This is a genomic window from Streptomyces sp. TBY4, from assembly GCF_024213195.1.
Classification (GTDB): Bacteria; Actinomycetota; Actinomycetes; order Streptomycetales; family Streptomycetaceae; genus Streptomyces.
Genome location: NZ_JANAVF010000026.1, coordinates 38,134 through 58,420 on the forward strand (window position 1 = coordinate 38,134; position 20,287 = coordinate 58,420).

General features: G+C 74.0%; 15 protein-coding genes. 7 read left to right on the forward strand and 8 right to left on the reverse strand.

Annotated elements, in window-relative coordinates:
- Window positions 1–177: 177 nt before the first annotated feature.
- The 5 genes from NLX94_RS37070 to NLX94_RS37090 all read right to left on the reverse strand — a co-directional run bounded on the left by NLX94_RS37070 (window position 178) and on the right by NLX94_RS37090 (window position 7,745).
- Window positions 178–1,359 (reverse strand): acyl-CoA dehydrogenase family protein, encoded by a 1,182-nt coding sequence (locus tag NLX94_RS37070; RefSeq protein WP_254387682.1) that lies wholly within the window; start codon window positions 1,357–1,359, stop codon window positions 178–180.
- A complete protein-coding gene (locus NLX94_RS37075; protein WP_254387683.1) occupies window positions 1,356–3,323 on the reverse strand; it encodes a biotin carboxylase N-terminal domain-containing protein in 1,968 nt (655 codons plus the stop codon). The genes NLX94_RS37070 and NLX94_RS37075 overlap by 4 nt, the downstream gene beginning before the upstream one ends.
- Window positions 3,324–3,331: 8 nt before the next feature.
- On the reverse strand, window positions 3,332–4,930 hold the full coding sequence (locus NLX94_RS37080; RefSeq protein ID WP_254387684.1) for a carboxyl transferase domain-containing protein: 1,599 nt from the start codon (window positions 4,928–4,930) through the stop codon (window positions 3,332–3,334).
- Complete coding sequence (locus NLX94_RS37085) at window positions 4,927–6,861, reverse strand: acyclic terpene utilization AtuA family protein (protein ID WP_254387726.1); 1,935 nt, start codon at window positions 6,859–6,861, stop codon at window positions 4,927–4,929. The genes NLX94_RS37080 and NLX94_RS37085 overlap by 4 nt, the downstream gene beginning before the upstream one ends.
- 68 nt (window positions 6,862–6,929) lie before the next feature.
- Window positions 6,930–7,745, reverse strand: a complete 816-nt coding sequence (locus tag NLX94_RS37090; protein WP_254387685.1) for a TIGR03084 family metal-binding protein — start codon at window positions 7,743–7,745, stop codon at window positions 6,930–6,932.
- Between the two features lie 880 nt (window positions 7,746–8,625).
- Between NLX94_RS37090 and NLX94_RS37095 the strand changes: the two genes are divergently transcribed.
- Window positions 8,626–9,300 carry an HAD family hydrolase gene (locus NLX94_RS37095; RefSeq protein ID WP_254387727.1) on the forward strand — a complete coding sequence of 225 codons (675 nt, stop codon included), beginning with the start codon at window positions 8,626–8,628 and terminating at the stop codon, window positions 9,298–9,300.
- A 529-nt stretch (window positions 9,301–9,829) separates the two neighbouring features.
- Here the strand turns inward: NLX94_RS37095 and NLX94_RS37105 are convergent.
- Window positions 9,830–10,306 (reverse strand): hypothetical protein, encoded by a 477-nt coding sequence (locus NLX94_RS37105; protein ID WP_254387686.1) that lies wholly within the window; start codon window positions 10,304–10,306, stop codon window positions 9,830–9,832.
- Window positions 10,307–10,391: 85 nt separating this feature from the next.
- On the opposite strand from NLX94_RS37105, the gene NLX94_RS37110 reads away from it, so the two are divergent.
- The 3 genes from NLX94_RS37110 (at window position 10,392) to NLX94_RS37120 (ending at window position 13,237) form a co-directional block, all read left to right on the forward strand.
- The gene (locus NLX94_RS37110; protein ID WP_254387687.1) at window positions 10,392–11,408 is read left to right on the forward strand and encodes a YafY family protein; all 1,017 of its coding nucleotides are present in this window, start codon (window positions 10,392–10,394) and stop codon (window positions 11,406–11,408) included.
- Window positions 11,409–11,529: 121 nt separating this feature from the next.
- Complete coding sequence (locus NLX94_RS37115; RefSeq protein ID WP_254387688.1) at window positions 11,530–12,441, forward strand: hypothetical protein; 912 nt, start codon at window positions 11,530–11,532, stop codon at window positions 12,439–12,441.
- A 31-nt stretch (window positions 12,442–12,472) separates the two neighbouring features.
- On the forward strand, window positions 12,473–13,237 hold the full coding sequence (locus NLX94_RS37120; RefSeq protein WP_254387689.1) for a hypothetical protein: 765 nt from the start codon (window positions 12,473–12,475) through the stop codon (window positions 13,235–13,237).
- On the opposite strand, the gene NLX94_RS37125 is transcribed toward NLX94_RS37120, so the two are convergent.
- A complete protein-coding gene (locus NLX94_RS37125) occupies window positions 13,225–14,199 on the reverse strand; it encodes a DMT family transporter (RefSeq protein WP_254387690.1) in 975 nt (324 codons plus the stop codon). The two genes, NLX94_RS37120 and NLX94_RS37125, sit on opposite strands and share 13 nt — an antisense overlap.
- Window positions 14,200–14,246: 47 nt before the next feature.
- On the reverse strand, window positions 14,247–17,126 hold the full coding sequence (locus tag NLX94_RS37130; RefSeq protein ID WP_254387728.1) for an FAD-binding and (Fe-S)-binding domain-containing protein: 2,880 nt from the start codon (window positions 17,124–17,126) through the stop codon (window positions 14,247–14,249).
- Window positions 17,127–17,356: 230 nt separating this feature from the next.
- Between NLX94_RS37130 and serC the strand changes: the two genes are divergently transcribed.
- From serC to NLX94_RS37145, 3 genes are all read left to right on the forward strand, one after another.
- A complete protein-coding gene (gene serC, locus NLX94_RS37135) occupies window positions 17,357–18,475 on the forward strand; it encodes a phosphoserine transaminase (protein WP_254387691.1) in 1,119 nt (372 codons plus the stop codon).
- A 355-nt stretch (window positions 18,476–18,830) separates the two neighbouring features.
- Window positions 18,831–19,637, forward strand: coding sequence for a hypothetical protein (locus NLX94_RS37140; RefSeq protein ID WP_254387692.1), 807 nt, complete (start codon window positions 18,831–18,833; stop codon window positions 19,635–19,637).
- Entirely contained in the window at window positions 19,630–20,271 is a 642-nt protein-coding gene (locus NLX94_RS37145; RefSeq protein ID WP_254387693.1) for a class F sortase, read from the forward strand. The genes NLX94_RS37140 and NLX94_RS37145 overlap by 8 nt, the downstream gene beginning before the upstream one ends.
- Window positions 20,272–20,287 lie beyond the last annotated feature (16 nt).

A 20,287-nucleotide genomic window follows, 5' to 3' on the forward strand; every position in this document is an offset into this window, starting at 1 on the left:
CCTCAAGCGCCGGACGGGCTGGGGGTACCGGGCTGCGCCCGGACCCCTTTCGGGGCTCCGCCCCGGACCCCGGCAACGGGTCCGGGCGGAGCCCGGGGAACGGTGGAAGGGCGGGTAGGGGACAGCCCCCGCAGGGCCCACCCAGCCGCACCCGCCCACCGGCGCGTCAAGAAGGAATCAGTAGGACTTGGGGAGGCCCAGGGTCTGGTGGGAGACGAAGTTGAGGATCATCTCCCGGCTGACCGGGGCTATGCGGGCCACCCGGGAGGCGACGATCAGCGCCGCCAGGCCGTATTCGCGGGTGAGGCCGTTGCCGCCCAGGGTGTGGACCGACTGGTCCACCGCCCGGACGCACGCCTCCCCCGCGGCGTACTTCGCCATGTTCGCCGCCTCCCCCGCACCCATGTCGTCCCCGGCGTCGTAGAGGTGGGCCGCCTTCTGCATCATCAGGCGGGCCAGCTCCAGCTCGATGTGCGCGGCCGCCAGGGGGTGAGCTATGGCCTGGTGCGCGCCGATGGGGGCCTTCCAGACCTGGCGGGTCTTCGCGTAGTCCACGGCCCGGGACAGCGCGTAGCGGCCCATCCCGATGGCGAACGCGGCCGTCATGACGCGCTCGGGGTTGAGCCCCGCGAAGAGCTGGAGGAGCCCCGCGTCCTCGTCCCCGACCAGCGCCGCGGAGGGGAGCCGGACCTCGTCCAGGACGAGCTCGAACTGCTTCTCCGCCGCCTGGAGTTCCATGTCGATCGGGGTGTACGCGAAGCCCTCCGCCTCGCGGGGGACGATGAAGAGGCAGGGCTTGAGGCTGCCCGTCCTGGCGTCCTCCGTACGGCCCACGATGAGGGTGGCATCGGCGATGTCCACACCGGAGATGAAGACCTTGCGGCCGCTGAGGATCCAGTCGTCGCCCTCCCGCCGGGCCGTGGTGGTGATGCGGTGGGAGTTGGAGCCGGCGTCGGGTTCGGTGATGCCGAAGGCCATCGTGCGGCTGCCGTCGGCGAGCCCGGGGAGCCAGTCCCGCTTCTGTTCCCCGGTGCCGAAGCGGGCGATGACCGTGCCGCAGATGGCGGGCGAGACGACCATCATGAGGAGCGGGCAGCCGGCGGCGCCGAGCTCCTCCAGGACGATGGAGAGTTCGGCGATGCCGCCGCCTCCGCCCCCGTACTCCTCGGGGAGGTTGACCCCGAGGTAGCCCAGCTTGGCCGCGTCCGCCCACAGTTCGTCGGGGTGGCCGCCCTCCCGGGCGATGCGCGCGAGGTACTCGCGGCCGTACTTCCGGCCGAGCGCGGCGACCGCCGCCCGCAGGGCCCGGTGCTCTTCGGTTTCGAGGGTCGTGGTCGTGGTGCCGGGGGTGGAGCTCATGCTTCCTCCTGGACTACGGCGAGCAGGGCGCCGAATTCGACCTGTTGGCCGGTGACGGCGTGGAGCGCGGTGAGCGTGCCGGAGGCGGGCGCGAGGATGCGGTGTTCCATCTTCATGGCCTCCAGCCAGAGCAGGGGCTGCCCGGCGGTGACGGGGCTGCCGGGGGCGAGGCCCTCGGCGACGCGGACGACGGTGCCGGGCATGGGGGCGAGCAGGGAGCCGGGCTCGGTGCGGTCCTGGGGGTCCTCGAACCGGGGGACGGCGGTCAGGGCGTGGGAGCCGAGCACGGAGTCCACGTACGCCGTGTTCGATTTTTGTTTCACGTGGAACAGCCGCCGCACGCCGTCCACTTCGAGGGTCACCAGATCGCGTGCGGCGGACAGCACCCGCACGCCGGGGTGGTCGAGGAGCTGCGGCGGGCCGCTGCGGGACGGCTGGTAGCGGACTTCGTACGCGGTCCCGCCGGCCGTGTAGCGGCGGCTCTGGGGCTGGGAGCGGAGGTTGCGCCAGCCCCCGAGCCGGGTGGCGAGCGGGGCGTCCGGACCGGGCGCGGACTCGGCGAGGGCGGCGGCGAGCGCGCAGAGCGCGGGGGCCGGGTCGTCCGGGGCCGCCTCGGTGAGGGCCGGCAGGTGGCGCTCGTAGAAGCCGGTGTCGAGCCGGGCCGAGGCGAACTCCGGGTGCCGCAGGGACCGTACGAGGAGCTCGCGGTTGGTGGTCAGTCCGTGGATCCGGGCTCCGGCGAGGGCGTGGGCCAGGGCGCGGACCGCCTCGGCACGGGTCGGGGCGTGGGCGACGACCTTGGCCAGCATGGCGTCGTAGTGGATGGAGACGGTGTCCCCGTCGGTGAAACCGGTGTCCACGCGGACCGTGGAGGGGACGTCGAGGGTGTGCAGGGTCCCGGTCTGCGGACGCCAGTCGGCGGCCGGGTCCTCGGCGTAGAGGCGGGCCTCGACGGCGTGTCCGGCGGCCACGGGGGGCTGCAGGGGCAGGGCGGCGCCCTCGGCGATCCGCAGTTGCAGGGCGACGAGGTCGAGCCCGAAGACCGCTTCGGTGACGGGGTGTTCCACCTGGAGGCGGGTGTTCATCTCCAGGAAGTACGGGCGGCCGTCGGCGGTGACGAGGAACTCCACCGTGCCCGCGCCCTCGTACGAGACCGCGCGGGCGGCGGCCACGGCGGCCTCGTGGAGGGCGCTGCGCAGGGCCTCGGGGAGACCGGGCGCGGGGGCTTCCTCGATGACCTTCTGGTGGCGCCGCTGGAGGGAGCAGTCGCGGGTGCCCAGCGCCCAGACGGTGCCGTGGGAGTCGGCGAGGACCTGCACCTCGACGTGGCGGCCGCGCTCCACGTAGGGCTCGGCGAAGACCTCTCCGTCGCCGAAGGCGGACAGGGCCTCGGCGGAGGCTGCTTCGAGGGATTCCTTGAGGGAGTCGAGGTCGCGGACCACCCGCATCCCGCGGCCGCCGCCGCCCGCGGCCGCCTTGAGGAGCAGCGGGAGGTCGGCGGCCGTGGCCGCGTGCGGGTCGACGGGGTCGAGCAGCGGGACCCCGGCGGCGTGCATCAGCTCCTTGGCCCGGGTCTTGGAGGCCATGGCCTCCATCGCCTCGGGCGGCGGGCCGACCCAGGTGAGCCCGGCGGCGCGGACGGCGCGGGCGAAGTCGGCGTTCTCGGAGAGGAACCCGTAGCCGGGGTGGACGGCGTCGGCGCCCGCCGCGAGGGCGGCCGCGATGACCAGGTCGCCGCGCAGGTAGGTGTCGGCGGGGGCGGCGCCGGGCAGCCGTACGGCCGCGTCGGCCGCCCGGACGTGCAGGGCGTCAGCGTCGGGATCGGAGTGGACGGCGACGGTGGCCAGGCCCAGCGCGCGGGCCGTGCGGAAGACGCGGACGGCGATCTCGCCGCGGTTGGCCACCAGGAGGGAGGCGAGGGGGGTCTGGGAGGTCTGGGGGTTCTGGTGCGTGTTCAGAGTCATGTGCGGGCTCACATCCGGAAGACGCCGAAGCCGCCACGGGCGCCCTCGACGGGGGCGTTGTGGACGGCCGACAGGCACAGGCCGAGGACGGTGCGGGTGTCGCGCGGGTCGATGACCCCGTCGTCGTACAGCCGTCCGGACAGGAACATCGGCAGGGACTCGGACTCGATCTGCGCCTCCACGAAGGCGCGCATCCCGGCGTCCTGCTCCTCGTCGTACGGGGCGCCCTTCGCGGCGGCGGACTGCCGGGCCACGATGGAGAGCACCCCGGCGAGCTGGGCGGGGCCCATGACGGCCGATTTGGCGCTGGGCCAGGCGAAGAGGAAGCGGGGCTCGTAGGCGCGGCCGCACATCCCGTAGTGGCCGGCTCCGTAGCTGGCGCCGATCAGGACGGAGAGGTGGGGGACCTTCGAGTTCGAGACCGCGTTGATCATCATCGAGCCGTGCTTGATGATGCCGCCCTGCTCGTACTCCTTGCCGACCATGTAGCCGGTCGTGTTGTGGAGGAAGAGGAGCGGGATGTCGCGCTGGTTGGCGAGCTGGATGAACTGCGCCGCCTTCTGCGATTCCGCGCTGAACAGCACGCCCTGGGCGTTGGCGAGGATGCCGACCGGATAGCCGTGGAGGGTGGCCCAGCCGGTGACCAGGCTGGTGCCGTAGAGGGGCTTGAACTCGTCGAAGTCGGAGGCGTCGACGATCCGGGCGATGACCTCGCGGGGGTCGAAGGGGGTTTTGAGGTCGGCGGGCACGATGCCGAGGAGCTCCTCGGGGTCGTGGAGCGGCTCTTGCGCACGCGGAGGCTCGGGCCGGGCCCTGCGGTGGTTGAGGCGGGCGACGACGCGGCGGGCCCGGCGGATGGCGTCGTGCTCGTCGAGGGCGTAGTAGTCGGCGAGGCCGGAGGTCCGGGCGTGCATGTCGGCTCCGCCGAGGGACTCGTCGTCGCTCTCCTCGCCGGTGGCCATCTTGACGAGCGGCGGGCCTCCCAGGAACACCTTGGAGCGGTCCTTGATCATGATGGTGTGGTCGGACATGCCGGGGATGTACGCGCCTCCGGCGGTGGAGTTGCCGAAGACGACGGCGATGGTCGGGACGCCGTCGGCCGAAAGCCGGGTCAGGTCGCGGAAGATGGCGCCGCCCGGGATGAAGATCTCCTTCTGGGAGGGGAGATCGGCGCCCCCGGACTCCACGAGGCTGATGCAGGGGAGCCGGTTCTGGCGGGCGATCTCGTTGGCCCGGAGCGCCTTCTTCAGCGTCCAGGGGTTCGAGGCGCCGCCGCGGACGGTGGGGTCGTTGGCGGTGACCAGGCATTCGACGCCCTCGACGGTGCCGATACCGGTGACCATGGAGGCGCCGACCGGGTAGTCGCTGCCCCAGGCGGCGAGCGGGGACAGCTCCAGGAACGGGGTGTCCGGATCGAGCAGCAGCTCGACGCGCTCCCGGGCGAGGAGCTTGCCGCGGGTCCGGTGCCGGGCCGTGTACTTCTCGCCGCCGCCGGCGAGGGCGGCGGCGTGCGCGGCATCGAGCTCGGCGAGGCGTTCCAGGGCGGCGCTACGGGCCTGCGCGTGCTCGGGGGCGAGCGGGTCGACGGCACTCTTGAGGCGGGTCACGGGGTCCCCTCCGGGGTGGTGGCGGGTACGGGGGGCTCCGCGGGCGGCTCCGCGGGCGGGAGCGGCTCGGGTGCGGAGGCCGCCGCGGGGCGGGGCAGCAGGGCTTCAGGGATGTCCACGTGCCGGGAGCGGAGCCATTCGCCCAGGGCCTTGGCCTGGGGGTCGAAGCGGTGGCCGGAGGCGACGCCCTCGCCGAGGATCCCGGTGACGGTGAAGTTGAGGGAGCGGAGGTTGGGGAGTTCGTGGCGGGTCACCTGGAGCGGGGCCGTCTCGGGGAGCAGCGCCTTGAAGGCGTCGACGGTCAGGGTGCGGTGGAGCCAGTCCCAGGCGGGGTCGCTCTCGGCCCAGACGCCGACGTTGGCGTCGCCGCCCTTGTCGCCGCTGCGGGCTCCGGCCAGCAGGCCCAGCGGCACCCGCCGGGTGGGTGTGGCCCCCCCTTGCTCCCCCGGGCCGGCCGGAGCCGGTGGCTCGGGGGCGGTGGGAGCCGGTGGCTCGGGGGCGGTGGGCCCTGCGGGGCTCTCCCCCACCCCGCCCCTTCCCGAAACCGGGGGCTGCGCCCCCGGACCCCCGGGGCGGGGCTCCGCCCCGGCCCCTTCGGGGGCTCCGCCCCCGGGCACCCGCTCCTCGAACGCCGGAGGCACCGCCCGGGTCTGGGCGGAGCCCGGGGAACGGGGGAAGGGCGGGTAGGGGACCAGCCCCGCAGGGACGGCGTCCGCAGCCACCCGCAACCTCGTGCCGTCCGCGAGGACTGCCGTGTGGGGGGCCTCGCCCGCGGGGACGGTGGTCGCGGTGAAGACCCCGTACGGCTGGGCCGGGGACGGCGGGGCCGTGACGTGGAAGCCCGGGTAGCTGGCGAGCGCGAGCTCGATCGCGGCCCCGGTGAGGGCCCGGCCCACCCGGTCGGGGGACGGGTCGCGGACGACCAGGCGGAGCAGTGCGCTCGCGGTCTCCTCGATCGGGGCGTCCTCGTGGTCCGTGCGGGACAGGGTCCAGGAGACCGACTCCACCGGTGCGAGCAGCGCGGACAGCTGCTCCCGCACCAGCGCCGCCTTCGCGTCGACGTCCAGGCCGGTCAGGACGAAGACGACCTCGTTGCGCCAGCCCCCGATGCGGGTCACGCCCACCTTGAGGGTCTCGGGCGGCGCCTCCCCGCGGGTGCCCGTGACGGCCACCCGGTCGGGGCCCGCCTGGGTCAGCCGGACCGTGTCCAGGCGGGCCGTCACGTCGGGGCCGAGGTAGCGGACGCCCTGGGTTTCGTAGAGGAGCTGGGCCGTGACCGTACCGACGGAGACGACCCCGCCCGTGCCCGGGTGCTTCGTGATGACCGAGGAGCCGTCCTCCGCGATCTCCGCCAGCGGGAAGCCCGGCCGGGTGACGTCGTGCCGGGTGAAGAAGGCGTAGTTGCCGCCCGTGGCCTGGGTGCCGCACTCCAGTACGTGGCCCGCCACCACCGCCCCGGCCAGCCGGTCGTGCGCGTCCGGCGCCCAGTCGAACCACCAGGCCGCGGGCCCGCTCACCAGCGCCGCGTCCGTGACCCGGCCGGTCACCACCACCTCCGCGCCCGCCCGCAGGCAGGCGGTGATCCCGGCGCCGCCGAGGTAGGCGTTCGCGGTGAGTGCGCCCTCCCCGGACGGCAGGGCGTACGGCATCAGGTCGTCGCCCTCCACGTGTGCCACCGAGACGGGCACGGAGAGCTTCGCGGCGAGCGCGCGGACCGCTCCGGCGAGTCCCGCCGGGTTCAGGCCGCCCGCGTTCACGACGATCCGTACGCCCCGCTCGTGGGCCAGGCCGAGGCACTCCTCCAGCTGGCGCAGGAAGGTTTTGGCGTAGCCGAGTTCCGGGTTCTTCAGGCGGTCGCGGCCGAGGATCAGCATGGTCAGCTCGGCCAGGTAGTCCCCGGTCAGCACGTCGAGGGGGCCGTCCGTCAGCATCTCGCGCAGGGCGTCGAAGCGGTCCCCGTAGAAGCCCGAGGCGTTGCCGATCAGCAGGGGGCGCCGGGTCACCGCGAGGCCCCCGGCGTACGGCCCGGGCCCGCGGGGCCGGCGAAGGCCTGGGCGATGTCGAGCCAGCGGTCGGCGTCGGCGCCGGACGCCGTCAGGGCCAGGTCGGCGCGGTGGGCGCGCTGGGTCACCAGCAGGCAGAAGCCGAGCGCCGGGCCGGTGATCCGCTGCGGCGCGTCCTCGGGGCCGTACGCCCACACCTCGGCGGCGTCCCCCGGAGCCGTCAGCTCCACCCGGAACTCCCCCGCCGGAGCAGGCAGTCCCCGTACCGCGTACGCGTAGTCGCGCGCCCGTACGCCGATCCGTGCCACGTGCCGCAGCCGGGCCGTCGGTACGCGGCGCACTCCGAGCGCGTCGGCCACGTCCTGGCCGTGCGCCCAGGTCTCCATGAGGCGGGCGCTCGCCATCGACGCGGCCTTCATCGGCGGCCCGTACCAAGGGAACTTGGCGTCGGGCGAGGCCGCGGCGAGGGCCCCGTCGAGTGCGGCGCGGCCCTCCCGCCAGCGGGCGAGCAGCTCGGCGGGGGCCAGGGCGGCGCCCTCCTCGGCGCCCGCGTCGACGAAGGAGTCGGGGGCCTTCAGGGCCTCCTCGACGAGCCCCGCGAAGGCGGCGGCGTCCGTGAGGGCGAGCAGCGAGGCGCGGTCGGTCCAGTGCAGGTGGGCGATCTGGTGGGCGAGGCTCCAGCCGGGCGCGGGGGTGGGCTTCGCCCAGTCGGCGGCGGGCAGTTCCCCGACCAGGGAGTCGAGCTCCCGGCCCTCCTCGCGGAGATCGGCGAAGACGGCGAAGACGTTCTCGACAGCGGACGGATCGGGCACGGGTGCGCTCCCCTTCTCGGCGTGAGGGGAAGCGTGGCAGCCGCCACGAAAACAATCAAGCGTGCTTGCATTTTTATTTCGGGAGACGGGAGGGAGCCGAACGGGGCTGCCTGATCCAGGACTTGATCCGCCCCGAGGCGGGCTCGGCGGGCCTTGCGCGAGCCACGCGCCCACGACGAGGATCCACCCCAGGGCCGGACACCAGGACAGGGACGGGACGATGAACACGAACGGGGGCGGGAACGGGGGCGGGGCCGGAGCTGAGGCCGGAGCCGGGGCCGGAGCCGGCGCTGAGGCCGGAGCCGGGGCCGGAGCCGGCGCTGAGGCCGGAGCCGGGGCCGGAGCCGGAGCCGGAGCCGAGGCCGGGGCCAGGGCCGAAGCCGGAGCCAGAGCCAGGGCCGGGGCCGGGAACGGGGCTGAGGCCGGGGCCGGGGCCGGAGCTGAGACCGGGGCCAGGGCTGACGCGGGCGCTGGGAACGGGGCCGGGGCTGAAGCCAGAGCCGGGGCCGGGAACGGAGCTGCGGCAGAGGCTCGGGCCGGAGGTCGAGCTACGGCCGGGACCGGGAACGCGGCGGAGGCCGGGAACGGGGCTGAGGCCGGCGCCAGGGACAGGGCCGAGAACGGGGTCGGCGCCGGGGCCGGGGCCGAAGCTGGGCCCAGGGTTGAGGCTGGAGCAGGGAACGGAGCCGCAGCCGGGGCTGCCTCCGGGGCCGAGGCTGGGGCCAGGGCTGAGGCTGGAGCCTGGAACGGGGCCGGGGATGAGGCCGAGGACCGAGCCGGGAACGGGAACGGGGTAGAGGTCCAGAACCGGCGCAGCGGCAGCGGCAGCAGAGGTGGAGGCGGAGGTGGCGGCGTGGTCGGTCGGGATGTCAAAGGGGTGATGTTCGACTTCTCCGGGACGCTCTTTCGCGTGGAGCCCACCGCGGACTGGCTGCGTGCGGTCCTGACGGAGGCCGGGATCGGGCTGCCCGAGGCCGAGATCATTGCCTGCGCCGCGCTGCTCGAGGAGGCGGGCGCGCTGCCCGGTGGGGCCTCGCCTCGGCGGGTGCCGGACCGGCTGGAGCCGCTGTGGCGGGAGCGGGATCTGAGCCCCGAGCAGCACCGGGCCGCCTATACCGCCCTCACCCGGGAGGTGCCGCTGCCCTCGGCGGAGCTGGCCGACGCCCTCTACGAGCGGCACCGGATCCCCGCGGCCTGGCGGCCCTACCCCGATACGGCGGCCACGCTCGCCGCCCTGCGCGACCTGGGCGTGCCCGTCGCCGTCGTCAGCAACATCGGCTGGGACCTGCGCCCCGTCTTCCGCGCCCACGGGATGGACCGGTTCGTCGACGCGTACGTGCTCTCCTTCGAGCACGGGGTCCAGAAGCCCGACCCGCGCCTGTTCCGGGTCGCCTGCGAGGCGCTCGGGGCGGCGCCCGCGGACGTGCTCATGGTCGGCGACGACGCCGTCGCGGACGCGGGGGCCGCGGCGCTGGGATGCCCGGTCCGGCTGGTCGAACACCTGCCGGTCGAGCAGCGGCCCCACGCACTGAGCACAGCACTCGGGCTGCACTGACGACCACATGCCCGCCCCGCCCACACCCCCGGCCGGGCTGGGGTCGCGGCGCTGTCGTGCCCCGGCCTGCTGGTCGAGCACGTGCCGGTCGAGCGGGCTGAGCACAGCGCTCGGGCTGCCCGGGCTGCTCGCCCCGCCCCGCCCAACCACCCCGCAGGCCGGCGCCGGCAGACCTCCCCCGTCGGCCCGCCTCGCCGCCCCGCCGCCTCGCCGACCGGCCCGTCACCCCGCCCGGCCCGGCCTGTCCCGCCCACACCCCCGGCCGGGCTGGGGTCGCGGTGCTGTCGTGCCCGGGCCAGCTGGTCGAGCACGTGCCGGTCGCGCGGGCTGAGCACAGCGCTCGGGCTGCTCGCCCCGCCCGGCCTGCCCCGCCCAACCGCCCCGCAGGCCGGCGCCGACGGACCTCCCCCGTCGGCCCGCCCCGCCGACCGGCCCGTCACCCCGCCCGGCCCGGCCCGCCCCGCCCAACCGCCCCGCAGGCCGGCCCCGGCAGACCTCCCCCGTCGGCCCGCCTCGCCGCCCCGCGCCGTCAGGCGCCGGCGGGCACCGCCGCTCGGCGGCTGAAGTTCATCGTCCAGTTGTGGATCCAGCTCGTGCCCCCGTCGGCCGAGAAGTACTGCTCCCAGCGCGGGGAGTCCGTCTCCGTCCGCGACCACACGAACCGCACCCGGACCGCCTTGTCCCCGTAGGTGTCCTCGCCCTCGAAGACGCCCGTGCCCGAGGCCGCGTCGAAGGATCCGGTGACCGGCGGGAAGAGCGTTCCGGTGCGGCGGCTGGCCCAGTTGAGGCTCCACCGCTCGGACTCGGGGTCGTAGAGCCGCAGGGTCAGTCCCGCGAAGCCCTTCGTCGGGAACTCGATCTCGTCGATGCTCGCGGCACCGTCGAAGTGGCGGGTGGCCCGGGACACCGCCGGGAACACCTCCCACCCGCTGTCCGCGTCCAGGAAGTCGGTGAGCCAGCGGTTGGTGACGTCCCAGGTACCGGCGAAGAAGTCGAAGTCGTACATGTGCGGTCTCCCCAAGAGCTTTTCTCCGTGCTGATGGGGGAACCGTAGGAGCACTCCACTGACATCCTGTGGCAGTGAAGTGCACGTGAAGTCCAGCCGACTGCTCTCGATCCTGCTGCTGCTCCAGACCCGGGGCCGGATGACCGCCGCCCAGCTCGCCGAGGAGCTGGAGGTGTCGGTCCGTACGGTCTACCGCGACGCGGAGGCGCTGGCCGCCGCCGGCGTGCCGCTGTACGGCGACGCCGGGCACAGCGGCGGCTACCAGCTCCTCGACGGCTACCGAACCCGCCTCACCGGCCTGGCCGCGGGCGAGGCGGAAGCCCTCTTCCTCACCTCCCTGCCCGGCCCGGCCGCCGAACTCGGCCTCGGCCGGGCCCTGTCCACCGCCCAGCTCAAGCTGCGCGCCGCCCTGCCCGCGGAGCTGCGCGCGCAGGCCGACCGGATGCGACTGCGCTTCCACCTGGACGCGCCCGGCTGGTACGCGGAGCACGAGGAGACCCCGCACCTGGCGCGGGTCGCCGACGCGGTGTGGCGGGGCCGGGTGGTCGAGGTCCGGTACCGGCGCTGGAAGGCGCCCCACGAGGTGGACCGGCGGCTGGCCCCGTACGGCCTGGTCCTGAAGGCGGGCCGCTGGTACCTGGTCGCGGCCACGGCCACCGCACCCGACACGGCCGGCCCCGCCGGCCCCCCGTACACCTACCGCGTGGACCAGATCCTGGCGGTGCGGGAGACCGGCGAGGAGTGCGCGCTCCCCGAGGGCTTCGAGCTGGCCGCCCACTGGCAGCGCACCCAGGCCGAGTTCCACGAGCGGCTCTACCCGGAGGAGGCGGAGGTACGGGTCTCCGCGCGCGCGGCCGCCCGGCTGACCGGCGCCCAGGCCAGGGCCCTGGCCGCCACCGGGACCCCGGATCCCGAACTGCCCGGGTGGACCCGGGCGGTCCTGCCGATCGAGTCCCAGGAACAGGCGGAGGCACAGTTCCTGGCACTCGGCGCCGAGGCGGAGGTACTCGCCCCACCGGCCCTGCGCCGGCGCATCGGAGTGGCCGCCGCCGCGACGGCGGCCCGCTACGGGACGGTGGGCGGGGAGGACCGCTTGGCCTGAACTCGCCCCGCCCACTCCCCCGACAACACCTCAAACCTCCCTGGAACAACGGGAGTCGGTATAGCGTCAGCGCCGACCACGACGGGCACGGGACAGTACGGGGCACGGGGGCTGGAGCGAGATGAGTGTCGTCGACGTTCGCTATCGGGTGGAACGGATCGCGCTGGCCCTGATGTCCACATCGGGCGTCGTGGTCCTGATCGCGGACCTCCTCGGGTGGCTCGACGCGCTCGCACCCGGCGGCGCGCTCCCCAAGGTCACGCTGCTCATCCTGAGCACGGTCACCGTGTTCCTCCTCCTGGAGATCGACCGGCTGCGCAAGCTCGACGTGGTCGAGGCGCAGGTCACCCGCCTCGACGAGACCCTCAGGACGCAGGTCGCCCGGCTCGACAGCAGCTTCCAGTCACAGCTGGCCAAGCTGGACATCGACACCGTCGCGCAGCAGCTCAAGCAGGAGAACTACCTCGGCGTGATCCGGGTGCACGCGGAGTTCCCCGACGTGCACTTCAACGCGTTCGTGGAGGGGGCCACCCAGGAGGTGGCCATCCTGCAGACCTTCATCCCCAACCTGGAACACCTCCAGCCCGCGCTGGAGAAGGCGCTGGTGGACCACGGCGTCCCGGTGCGCATCATGCTCCTCTACCCGTCCTCCCCGGTGGCGGGACTGCGCGACGAGGCGCTGCGCTCCGTACGGGATCCCGCTCTCGCGCTGGACGTGAAGGCCCGGGTGGAGATGTGCCTGGCCGGTCTCGCGGAGCTGCACAGCGGGGTCGGGCCCGCGGCCCGGGCCCTGCTCAGGGTGCGGGTGTACAACTCCTTGCCGTCCATCGCCGTGCACAAGGCCGACGAGCACTTTCTGGTCAGTTCGTTCCTGCACCGCCAGCTCGCGATCAACTCCGCCCAGACCGAGATCGACGGCAGTGACACGACGATGGGGCGGCAGGTCCAGAAGGAGCTGGACACGCTGTGGGAGATCGGCCGCGACGTGGCGCTGCCCGACTGGCGGGAGTCCCTCCGAAACATCACCTGGTGATCCAGATCCAGATCCACGGAAAGGTACGGCCATGCACGAGCTGGGCGAGCTGCACGAGCTGCACGAGCTCGACGGGTTCGAGAACGGGCTGATCGCGCGCTTCGAGGAGCATCCCGTCCTGGCGGGCGTCACCCGGCTGCCCGACGAGGACTTCGCCGCGCTCCTGCTCCAGCGGCGGTTCGTGTCGCTCGCGTTCACCCCGTCCTACGACCTGGCCATCGACCTGCTGCGGGACGGGGAAGGGCTGCGGATCGCCCGGATCATCCTGCGCGAGGAGTACCCGGGCGGCCAGGGGCACACCCCCTCGCACCGCGAGGACATGACGCAGGACCTGCGCCGGCTCGGAGTGTCCAGGGAGGCCCTGGTCGCGTCGAGGCCCACGGCCGCGACGCTGCGCGCCATCACCGACACCCTCGAACTGATCGCGGACGCGGGTGGCCGCGACGACGCCGACCTGCGGTTGCTGACCTTCCTGCGCTTCTGGGGCGAGGTGCTGGTCTCCGTCGAGTACGGACGGCTGTGGGAACGCATGGGGCCGCTGTTCGCCGACGGGAGCGACGGCGGCCGGAACCGTTCGCGGTTCTACCACCCGCACCTGGTCCACGACGCGAAGACGCATTCGCTCGCGACCGTCTCCCTGCTGTCCGACACCCACTCGGACCGGCTGGCCGCGCGGGTGACCGAGCTCCTCGGCCGGACGGACGGGGCGGACTGGGCGGACAGGACGGCCGGCTTCAAGGAGACCGAGGAACGGGCGCTCCAGCTCAAGACCGCCTTCTACGATCAGTTCGGCTGAGGCTGAGGCTGAGGCTGGAGCTGAGGCTCGCGCGGCCGGGTCTGCGAGCGGACCGCGCCCATGCTCGCCACGATGACCAGCGAGATCGCCGCCGCGTCGAGCGCCGACAGCGCCTGGTTCAGGATCAGGAACCCGGCCGTCGCGGCGATCGCGGGCTCCAGGCTCATCAGGATCGCGAAGGTCGGCGCCGGGAGCCTGCGCAGGGCCAGCAGTTCCAGCGTGTACGGCAGGACCGAGGACAGTACGGCCACGCCGACGCCCAGGAGCAGGGTGCTGGGGTGCAGCAGGGCCGAGCCGGCCTCGATCACGCCGAGCGGCAGGGACAGTACGGCGGCCACGGCCATCGCCAGCGCCAGCCCGTCCGCCTGCGGGAACCGACGGCCGGTCCGCGCGCTGAACACGATGTACGCCGCCCACATGCCGCCCGCCGCGAGGGCGAAGGCCACGCCCAGCGGGTCGAGCCCGCCGAGGCCGCCCCCGCCGTGGGTGGACAGCAGGACGACCCCGGCCAGCGCCAGCCCGGCCCACAGCAGGTTCAGCAGGCGGCGGGAGACCACGACGGAGAGCACCAGCGGGCCCAGCACCTCCAGGGTGACGGCGGGGCCGAGGGGGATCCGGTCGATGGCCTGGTAGATGAACCCGTTCATGCCGGCCATGGCCACGCCGAACCACACCACGGTCGACCAGTCCGCGCGGGAGTAGCCGCGCACCTTGGGCCGGCAGACGAGGAGCAGCACCAGCGCGGCCGCGGCGAGGCGCAGCGTGACCACGCCGGCCGCGCCCGCCCGCGGCATGAGCATCACCGCGAGGGCGGCACCGAACTGCACCGAGACGCCCGCCGTGACCACCAGGGCGACGGGGCCGAAGCGGGCCCGGAAGGAGCCGTCGGCGGGGGCGGTCGCCACCGGCTTCGCTTGGGCGGGCGCGGTGCTCGTGGGGGCGTGGGAGGAAGGTGCGGGCATTTATCCAGATTAGGGGGTGAGTAAGGAGCGTGCGTCCGTGTTTTGCCTTACATCCGGTGTACGCCCGGTTCCGGCAGGCCCTCCGCCAGTACCTCCGCCAGGTGGCGGGCCCGGCCGCCGGCCAGCTGCGCGATCTGGGTCCGGCAGGAGAACCCGTCCGCCAGCACCTCCGTACCCGGCGCGGCGGCCCGCAGCGACGGCAGGAGCTGTTCCTCGGCGCAGGCCACGGAGACCTCGTGGTGCCCGGGCTCGAAGCCGAAGTTGCCCGCGAGGCCGCAGCAGCCGCCGCTGAGCCCTCCCGTCAGCCCGGCGCGCTCGCGCAGCCGCCGGTCGGGGCCGTCGCCGAGGACGGCGTGCTGGTGGCAGTGGGTCTGGCCGGCGACCGGCCGGTCCAGGCGGGGCGGCTGCCAGTCGGGGGCGTACTCCTCCAGGGTCTCGGCGAAGGTTCGGACGGCCGCTGCGAGGCGGGGTGCGCGGGGGTCCTCCGGGAGCAGAGCGGGCAGATCGGTGCGCAGCGCTGCCGCGCAGCTCGGTTCGAGGACGGTGACGGGCCCCTGCGGGTCGCCTACGGCGTCCAGGGTGCGGCGGAGCACCCTGCGGGCGGTGTCCAGGCGGCCCGTGGAGATGTACGTCAGCCCGCAGCACACCCGGCCCGGCTGCACCACGGGCTCCAGGCCGGCGGCCCGCAGCACCCGCACGGCGGCGTGGCCGGCCTCGGGAGCGAGGTACTCCGTGAACGTGTCGGGCCACACCGTGACGACTGTCCCGGGCGTGCCCTGCGGGCGGCCGTCCCCTACCCGCCCTTCCACCGTTCCCCGGGCGCCGCCCGGACCCGTTCCCGGGGGCCAGCCCCCGGACCCCCGCGCCTCAAACGCCGGAGGGGCTGGGTTTTCGCCGGAGGCGGCCGAATCCAGCCCCGCCGGCGTTTGAGGCGCGGGGTCCGGGGCGGAGCCCCGGGAGGGGTCCGGGCGCAGCCCGGGGAACGGGCGAAGGGCGGGTAGGGGACCTCCCCCCGCGGAGCGGGATGCCGCGCGCCACGCACGCGTGAACGGGGTCCGGGCCACCCGGGGCAGGGCCCGGGCCCGCTCCAGGCCCGGGATGCGGAGGACGCGGGACACCAGGTTCAGGGGCCCGGCCAGCCGCAGCCCGGCGATCAGGCGGAGCCAGAACGGCAGCCCGCCCAGGGCGTAGTGGGACAGCGGCCGCAGCCGGCCCGCCCAGTGGCGGTGGAGGAACTCCGCCTTGTAGGCGGCCATGTCCACCCCCACCGGGCAGTCGCTGCGGCACCCCTTGCAGCCGAGGCACAGATCCAGCGCCCCGGCGACCTCCGCCGACCGCCAGCCGTCCCGCAGCACCTCCCCCGCCAGCATCTCGTGCAGCAGCCGCGCCCGCCCCCGCGTGGAGTGGCGTTCCTCCCCCGTGGCCCGGTACGACGGGCACATCACCCCCGGGCCCCCGACCTCCGTCGACCGGCACTTCGCGACGCCGACGCACCGCGCCACCTCCCCCGCGAAGGGCAGGCTCGGCAGCACCGCGAAGCGGAGGTTCTCGTCGAGCCGTGCCGGGCGGACGAGGATGCCGGGGTTCATGCCGCCCGCCGGGTCCCAGACCCGCTTGGCGGACTCGAAGAGATCGATCACCGAAGGCCCGTACATCCGCGGCAGCAGCTCCGCCCGCGCCTGCCCGTCCCCGTGCTCCCCGGACAGGGAGCCGCCGTGCGCTACGACCAGGTCGGCGAGGTCGTAGGAGAAGGCGCGGAAGCGGGCCACGCCCTCCGGCGTCACCAGGTCGAAGTCGATCCGTACGTGCACGCAGCCCTCGCCGAAGTGGCCGTACGGGGATCCGCGCAGCCCGTGCTGCGCCAGCAGGGCCCGGAATTCCGGCAGGTAGGCGCCGAGCCGGGCGGGCGGTACCGCGCAGTCCTCCCAGCCCGGCCAGGCCATGGTGCCGTCGGGCATCCGGGTCGCCGTGCCCGCCGCGTCCTCGCGGATCCGCCACAGGGCGCGCTGCGCCGCCGGGTCGGTGAGGAGGAGGGCGTCGACGGCGTCGGAGGCACGGATCAGGGCCCGTGCCGCGCCCTCGTCGCGCATCTCCGCGAACAGCCAGGCCCCGCCCCGGGGCAGGCCGGAGGCGGCATCGCCCACGAGGTCGGCCGCCATCCCCTCCACCGTCAGCGGCCCGTACCCGAGCAGCCCCGCCGCGGCCTGCGCGGCCGCGCTCTCGTCGGCGTACCCGAGCACGGCCAGCGCGGGGGCGGCGGGCAGTTCCACCAGCCGTACCGCCGCCTCGGTGACCACCCCGAGCGTGCCCTCGCTCCCGCAGAAGGCCCGGGCCACCTGCACGCCCCGCTCGGGGAGCAGCGCGTCCAGTCCGCCGTAGCCGGAGATCCGCCGCGAGAAGCCGCCGGCCATGCCGGTGCGCAGGACGGCCAGGTTCGCCGAGACCAGCTCCCGCAGCCCGTCGGGGGCGCCCTCCCAGCCGGTGCCGAGCCGGTGGGCGGAGCCGCCGTACGTGGTCACCGCCAGCTCGGCGACGTTGTCGGCGGTGGTGCCCCAGGCCACGGAGTGGGCCCCGCAGGCGTTGTTGCCGATCATCCCGCCGAGGGTGCAGCGGGAGTGCGTGGAGGGGTCCGGCCCGAAGGTCAGCCCGTGCGGGCGGGCCGCGTCCCGGAGCCGGTCGAGGACCAGGCCGGGCTGGACGACGGCGGTGCGGGCGGCCGGGTCCAGGGAGACGAGGGAGTCCATGTGGCGGGTGAGGTCCAGCACCACGCCGGTCCCGGTGGCCTGGCCTGCGATGGAGGTGCCGCCGCCGCGCGGGACGACCGGGACCCCGGCCTCCGCGCACACCGCGAGGGCGGCGGCCACGTCCTCGGCGTCGCGCGGGGCGACCACGCCGACGGGGACGCGGCGGTAGTTCGAGGCGTCCATCGTCATCAAAGCCCGGGCGGCGGCGCCGAAGTCGACCTCTCCGCGCAGGTTCTTCCGCAGGGTCCGTTCGAGTTCTTCGCGTTCACCGGGTGAGGTCACGACGGACAGCGTCCCACCGGCTCCCGGCCACCGGCTCCCGGCCGCTCCGAGCAGCTCCCGGCTCTACGCGCGTCATCTCATCGGGTGGACGCGGCTCCAAGGCGTGGACCCGGACCGGATACGCTCCGCTTGTGGCCGAGATCCAGATTCCCGCTGACATCAAGCCCGCCGACGGACGCTTCGGCGCGGGCCCCTCCAAGGTGCGGACCGAGGCGCTGGACGCCCTCGCCGCCACCGGTACCTCCCTGCTCGGAACCTCCCACCGCCAGGCTCCGGTCAAGAACCTGGTCGGATCGGTTCGCCAGGGCCTCCGGGACCTCTTCTCCCTCCCCGAGGGCTACGAGGTGATCCTGGGCAACGGCGGCTCCACCGCCTTCTGGGACATCGCGACCGCCGGTCTCATCGAGCGGAAGTCGCAGCACCTCACCTTCGGTGAGTTCTCCTCCAAGTTCGCCAGCGCCGCGAAGTCCGCGCCGTGGCTGGACGCCCCGTCGGTGATCTCCTCCGACCCGGGCACCCACCCGGACCCGGTGGCCGAGGCGGGCGTGGACGTGTACGCGTACACCCACAACGAGACCTCGACGGGTGTCGCGGCGCCGATCAAGCGCGTCGCGGGCGCCGACGAGGGTTCCCTCGTCCTGGTGGACGCGACCTCGGGCGCCGGCGGTCTGCCGGTGGACATCACCGAGACCGACGTCTACTACTTCGCCCCGCAGAAGTCCTTCGCCTCCGACGGCGGCCTGTGGCTGGCGGCGTTCTCCCCGGCGGCCCTGGAGCGCGCGGCCCGCGTGCACGCCTCGGGCCGGCACATCCCGGAGTTCTTCTCGCTGCCGACGGCGATCGACAACTCCCTGAAGAACCAGACGTACAACACCCCGGCGCTCTCCACCCTCTTCCTGCTGGACCAGCAGCTGGAGTGGATGAACAGCCAGGGCGGTCTGGAGTTCACGACCGGCCGTACGTCGGCCAGCGCGGCCCACCTGTACGGCTGGGCCGAGGCGTCGAAGTACGCCAGCCCGTTCGTCGTGGACGCCGCCAAGCGCTCGGCCGTCATCGGCACGATCGACTTCTCGGACGACATCGACGCGGCCGCGGTCGCCAAGGTGCTGCGCGCCAACGGCATCGTGGACACCGAGCCCTACCGCAAGCTCGGCCGCAACCAGCTCCGCATCGCGATGTTCCCGTCGATCGACCCGGCGGACGTGCAGGCGCTCACCGCCTGCGTGGACTACGTGATCGAAGCCCTCTGACCGAGCCCGACCGACACGCTCCGGAGCCCCCGGTGACATTTCGTCACCGGGGGCTTCTTCATGGCCGATCGCCCGCCCGAAGCAGTCCTGAGCCAGTCCTGAGCCAGTCCTGAACGAGCCCTGAAGGCCCGGGCCCGCAGCCCGCCCCGGAACCCCGGGACCTTGGTCCCAAAAATCGGGGCAAAGGACCAGCAAACAGGAGATCCACACCACCTCCGCCGCCTGCGGTTTTACGCCCCGGGACCTTCGGCAGGGGCCCCTCCCGACCCCTCCGAGGGGCGCAACCAACCGCCCCAGGATGTCCCTCATGTCTGGTGTGCCGGGAACGAACCCCGGCCCGTTCAGGAGGAACCCCATGCGCAAGGCACTTACCTTCTCGGCGATCGCCCTCGCCTCGTCTATGGCCCTGGCCGTCCCGACCGCCGCGTTCGCCGCCGACTCCACGTCGACCGCCCACAGCGCCAGCGCCAGCGCCGAGGCGGCCCCGGTGGCCCTGAAGATCTCCCCCTCCACCGCCAAGCCGGGCGACTCCGTCCAGATGTCGATGGAGGTCCCGGACGGCTCGACGAACCTGTCGATCTCCTCCGAGGCTCTGAACAACGTCAAGATGACCGACGGCCGCGGCGCCACCGCGACGGTCGCCAAGGTCGCCGACGGCAACTACGGGGTCTCCCTCACCGGATCGGGCCCCGACGGCCACAAGCTCCAGGCCACCGCCCAGATCACGGTCAAGGACGGCAAGCCCACCCCGAAGCCGACCCCGACCCCGAGCGCCTCGACGCTGAGCCTGTCCCAGGACCACGGCAAGCCGGGCGACAAGATCCAGGTCACCATCAAGACGGCGCCGAACGAGAAGAGCGCCTTCATCAAGTCCGACGCCTTCGGCGGCCAGGTCAACCTGAAGAACGACGGCAAGGGCGTCTGGACCGGCACCGCGGTCGTCGCCAAGGACGTCAAGACCGGCTACTACGGCGTCGACGCCTTCGCGGGCGGCAAGAAGTTCGACACCGTCAAGTTCTCCACCGACGCCACCGGCCCGGTCACCCCGAAGCCGAAGCCGGCCCCGCTCGACCCGAGCCAGCACAAGACCCCCAAGGGTTCCGTGAACACCGGCCAGGCCCCCATCGGCTGGGTCCCCTCGGACGCGGCCGACAATGGCTGAGCGCTCCACCCGGGAACACGCCCCCCGCCGGAGCGGCCGCGCCCTGCGCGTGGCCGCCCTGGCGGGCGCCGCCGGCCTCACGGCCTTCCTGATCACTTCCTGCTCCTCCGGCGGTGACGCCGGCACCGCGGCCAAGAACAACCCGGCCGCCGCCAAGAACGCCTCCGTGCTGAGCGCCTCCGTCCCGGACCGGATCGTGATCCCGGACATCAAGGTCGACGCCCCGCTCGACACCGTCGGACTCGACGCCCAGGGCGTCATGCAGGAGCCCGACTTCGCCAAGCCCAAGGACGCGGCCTGGTACAAGGACGGCCCGACCCCCGGGGAGAAGGGCGCGGCCGCCATCGTCGGGCACATGGACACCCCGCAGGTGCCCGAGGCCGTCTTCTACAACCTCAAGAAGCTGAAGAAGGACGAGAAGATCGAGGTCCACCGGGACGACGGCTCCACCGCCGTCTTCTCCGTCGACGAGGTCGACACCTTCAAGAAGGACCAGTTCCCGACCGACAAGGTCTACGGGGACACCCACGGCAAGGCCGAACTCCGCGTCATCACCTGCGGCGGCGACCTCACCAAGGACCGCCACTGGGACGCCAACGTCGTGGTCTTCGCCCACCTCGTCGGCCAGGAGTAGGCCCGCCGCCGGATGC

Coding starts and splice junctions, on each gene's coding strand:
- NLX94_RS37070 (WP_254387682.1), bottom strand. CDS start 1,359: ATGAGCTCCACCCCCGGCACCACGACCACGACCCTCGAAACCGAAGAG.
- NLX94_RS37075 (WP_254387683.1), bottom strand. CDS start 3,323: ATGACTCTGAACACGCACCAGAACCCCCAGACCTCCCAGACCCCCCTC.
- NLX94_RS37085 (WP_254387726.1), bottom strand. CDS start 6,861: ATGCTGACGGACGGCCCCCTCGACGTGCTGACCGGGGACTACCTGGCC.
- NLX94_RS37095 (WP_254387727.1), top strand. CDS start 8,626: ATGTTCGACTTCTCCGGGACGCTCTTTCGCGTGGAGCCCACCGCGGAC.
- NLX94_RS37105 (WP_254387686.1), bottom strand. CDS start 10,306: ATGTACGACTTCGACTTCTTCGCCGGTACCTGGGACGTCACCAACCGC.
- NLX94_RS37115 (WP_254387688.1), top strand. CDS start 11,530: ATGAGTGTCGTCGACGTTCGCTATCGGGTGGAACGGATCGCGCTGGCC.
- NLX94_RS37120 (WP_254387689.1), top strand. CDS start 12,473: ATGCACGAGCTGGGCGAGCTGCACGAGCTGCACGAGCTCGACGGGTTC.
- NLX94_RS37125 (WP_254387690.1), bottom strand. CDS start 14,199: ATGCCCGCACCTTCCTCCCACGCCCCCACGAGCACCGCGCCCGCCCAA.
- NLX94_RS37130 (WP_254387728.1), bottom strand. CDS start 17,126: ATGGACGCCTCGAACTACCGCCGCGTCCCCGTCGGCGTGGTCGCCCCG.
- NLX94_RS37140 (WP_254387692.1), top strand. CDS start 18,831: ATGCGCAAGGCACTTACCTTCTCGGCGATCGCCCTCGCCTCGTCTATG.
- NLX94_RS37145 (WP_254387693.1), top strand. CDS start 19,630: ATGGCTGAGCGCTCCACCCGGGAACACGCCCCCCGCCGGAGCGGCCGC.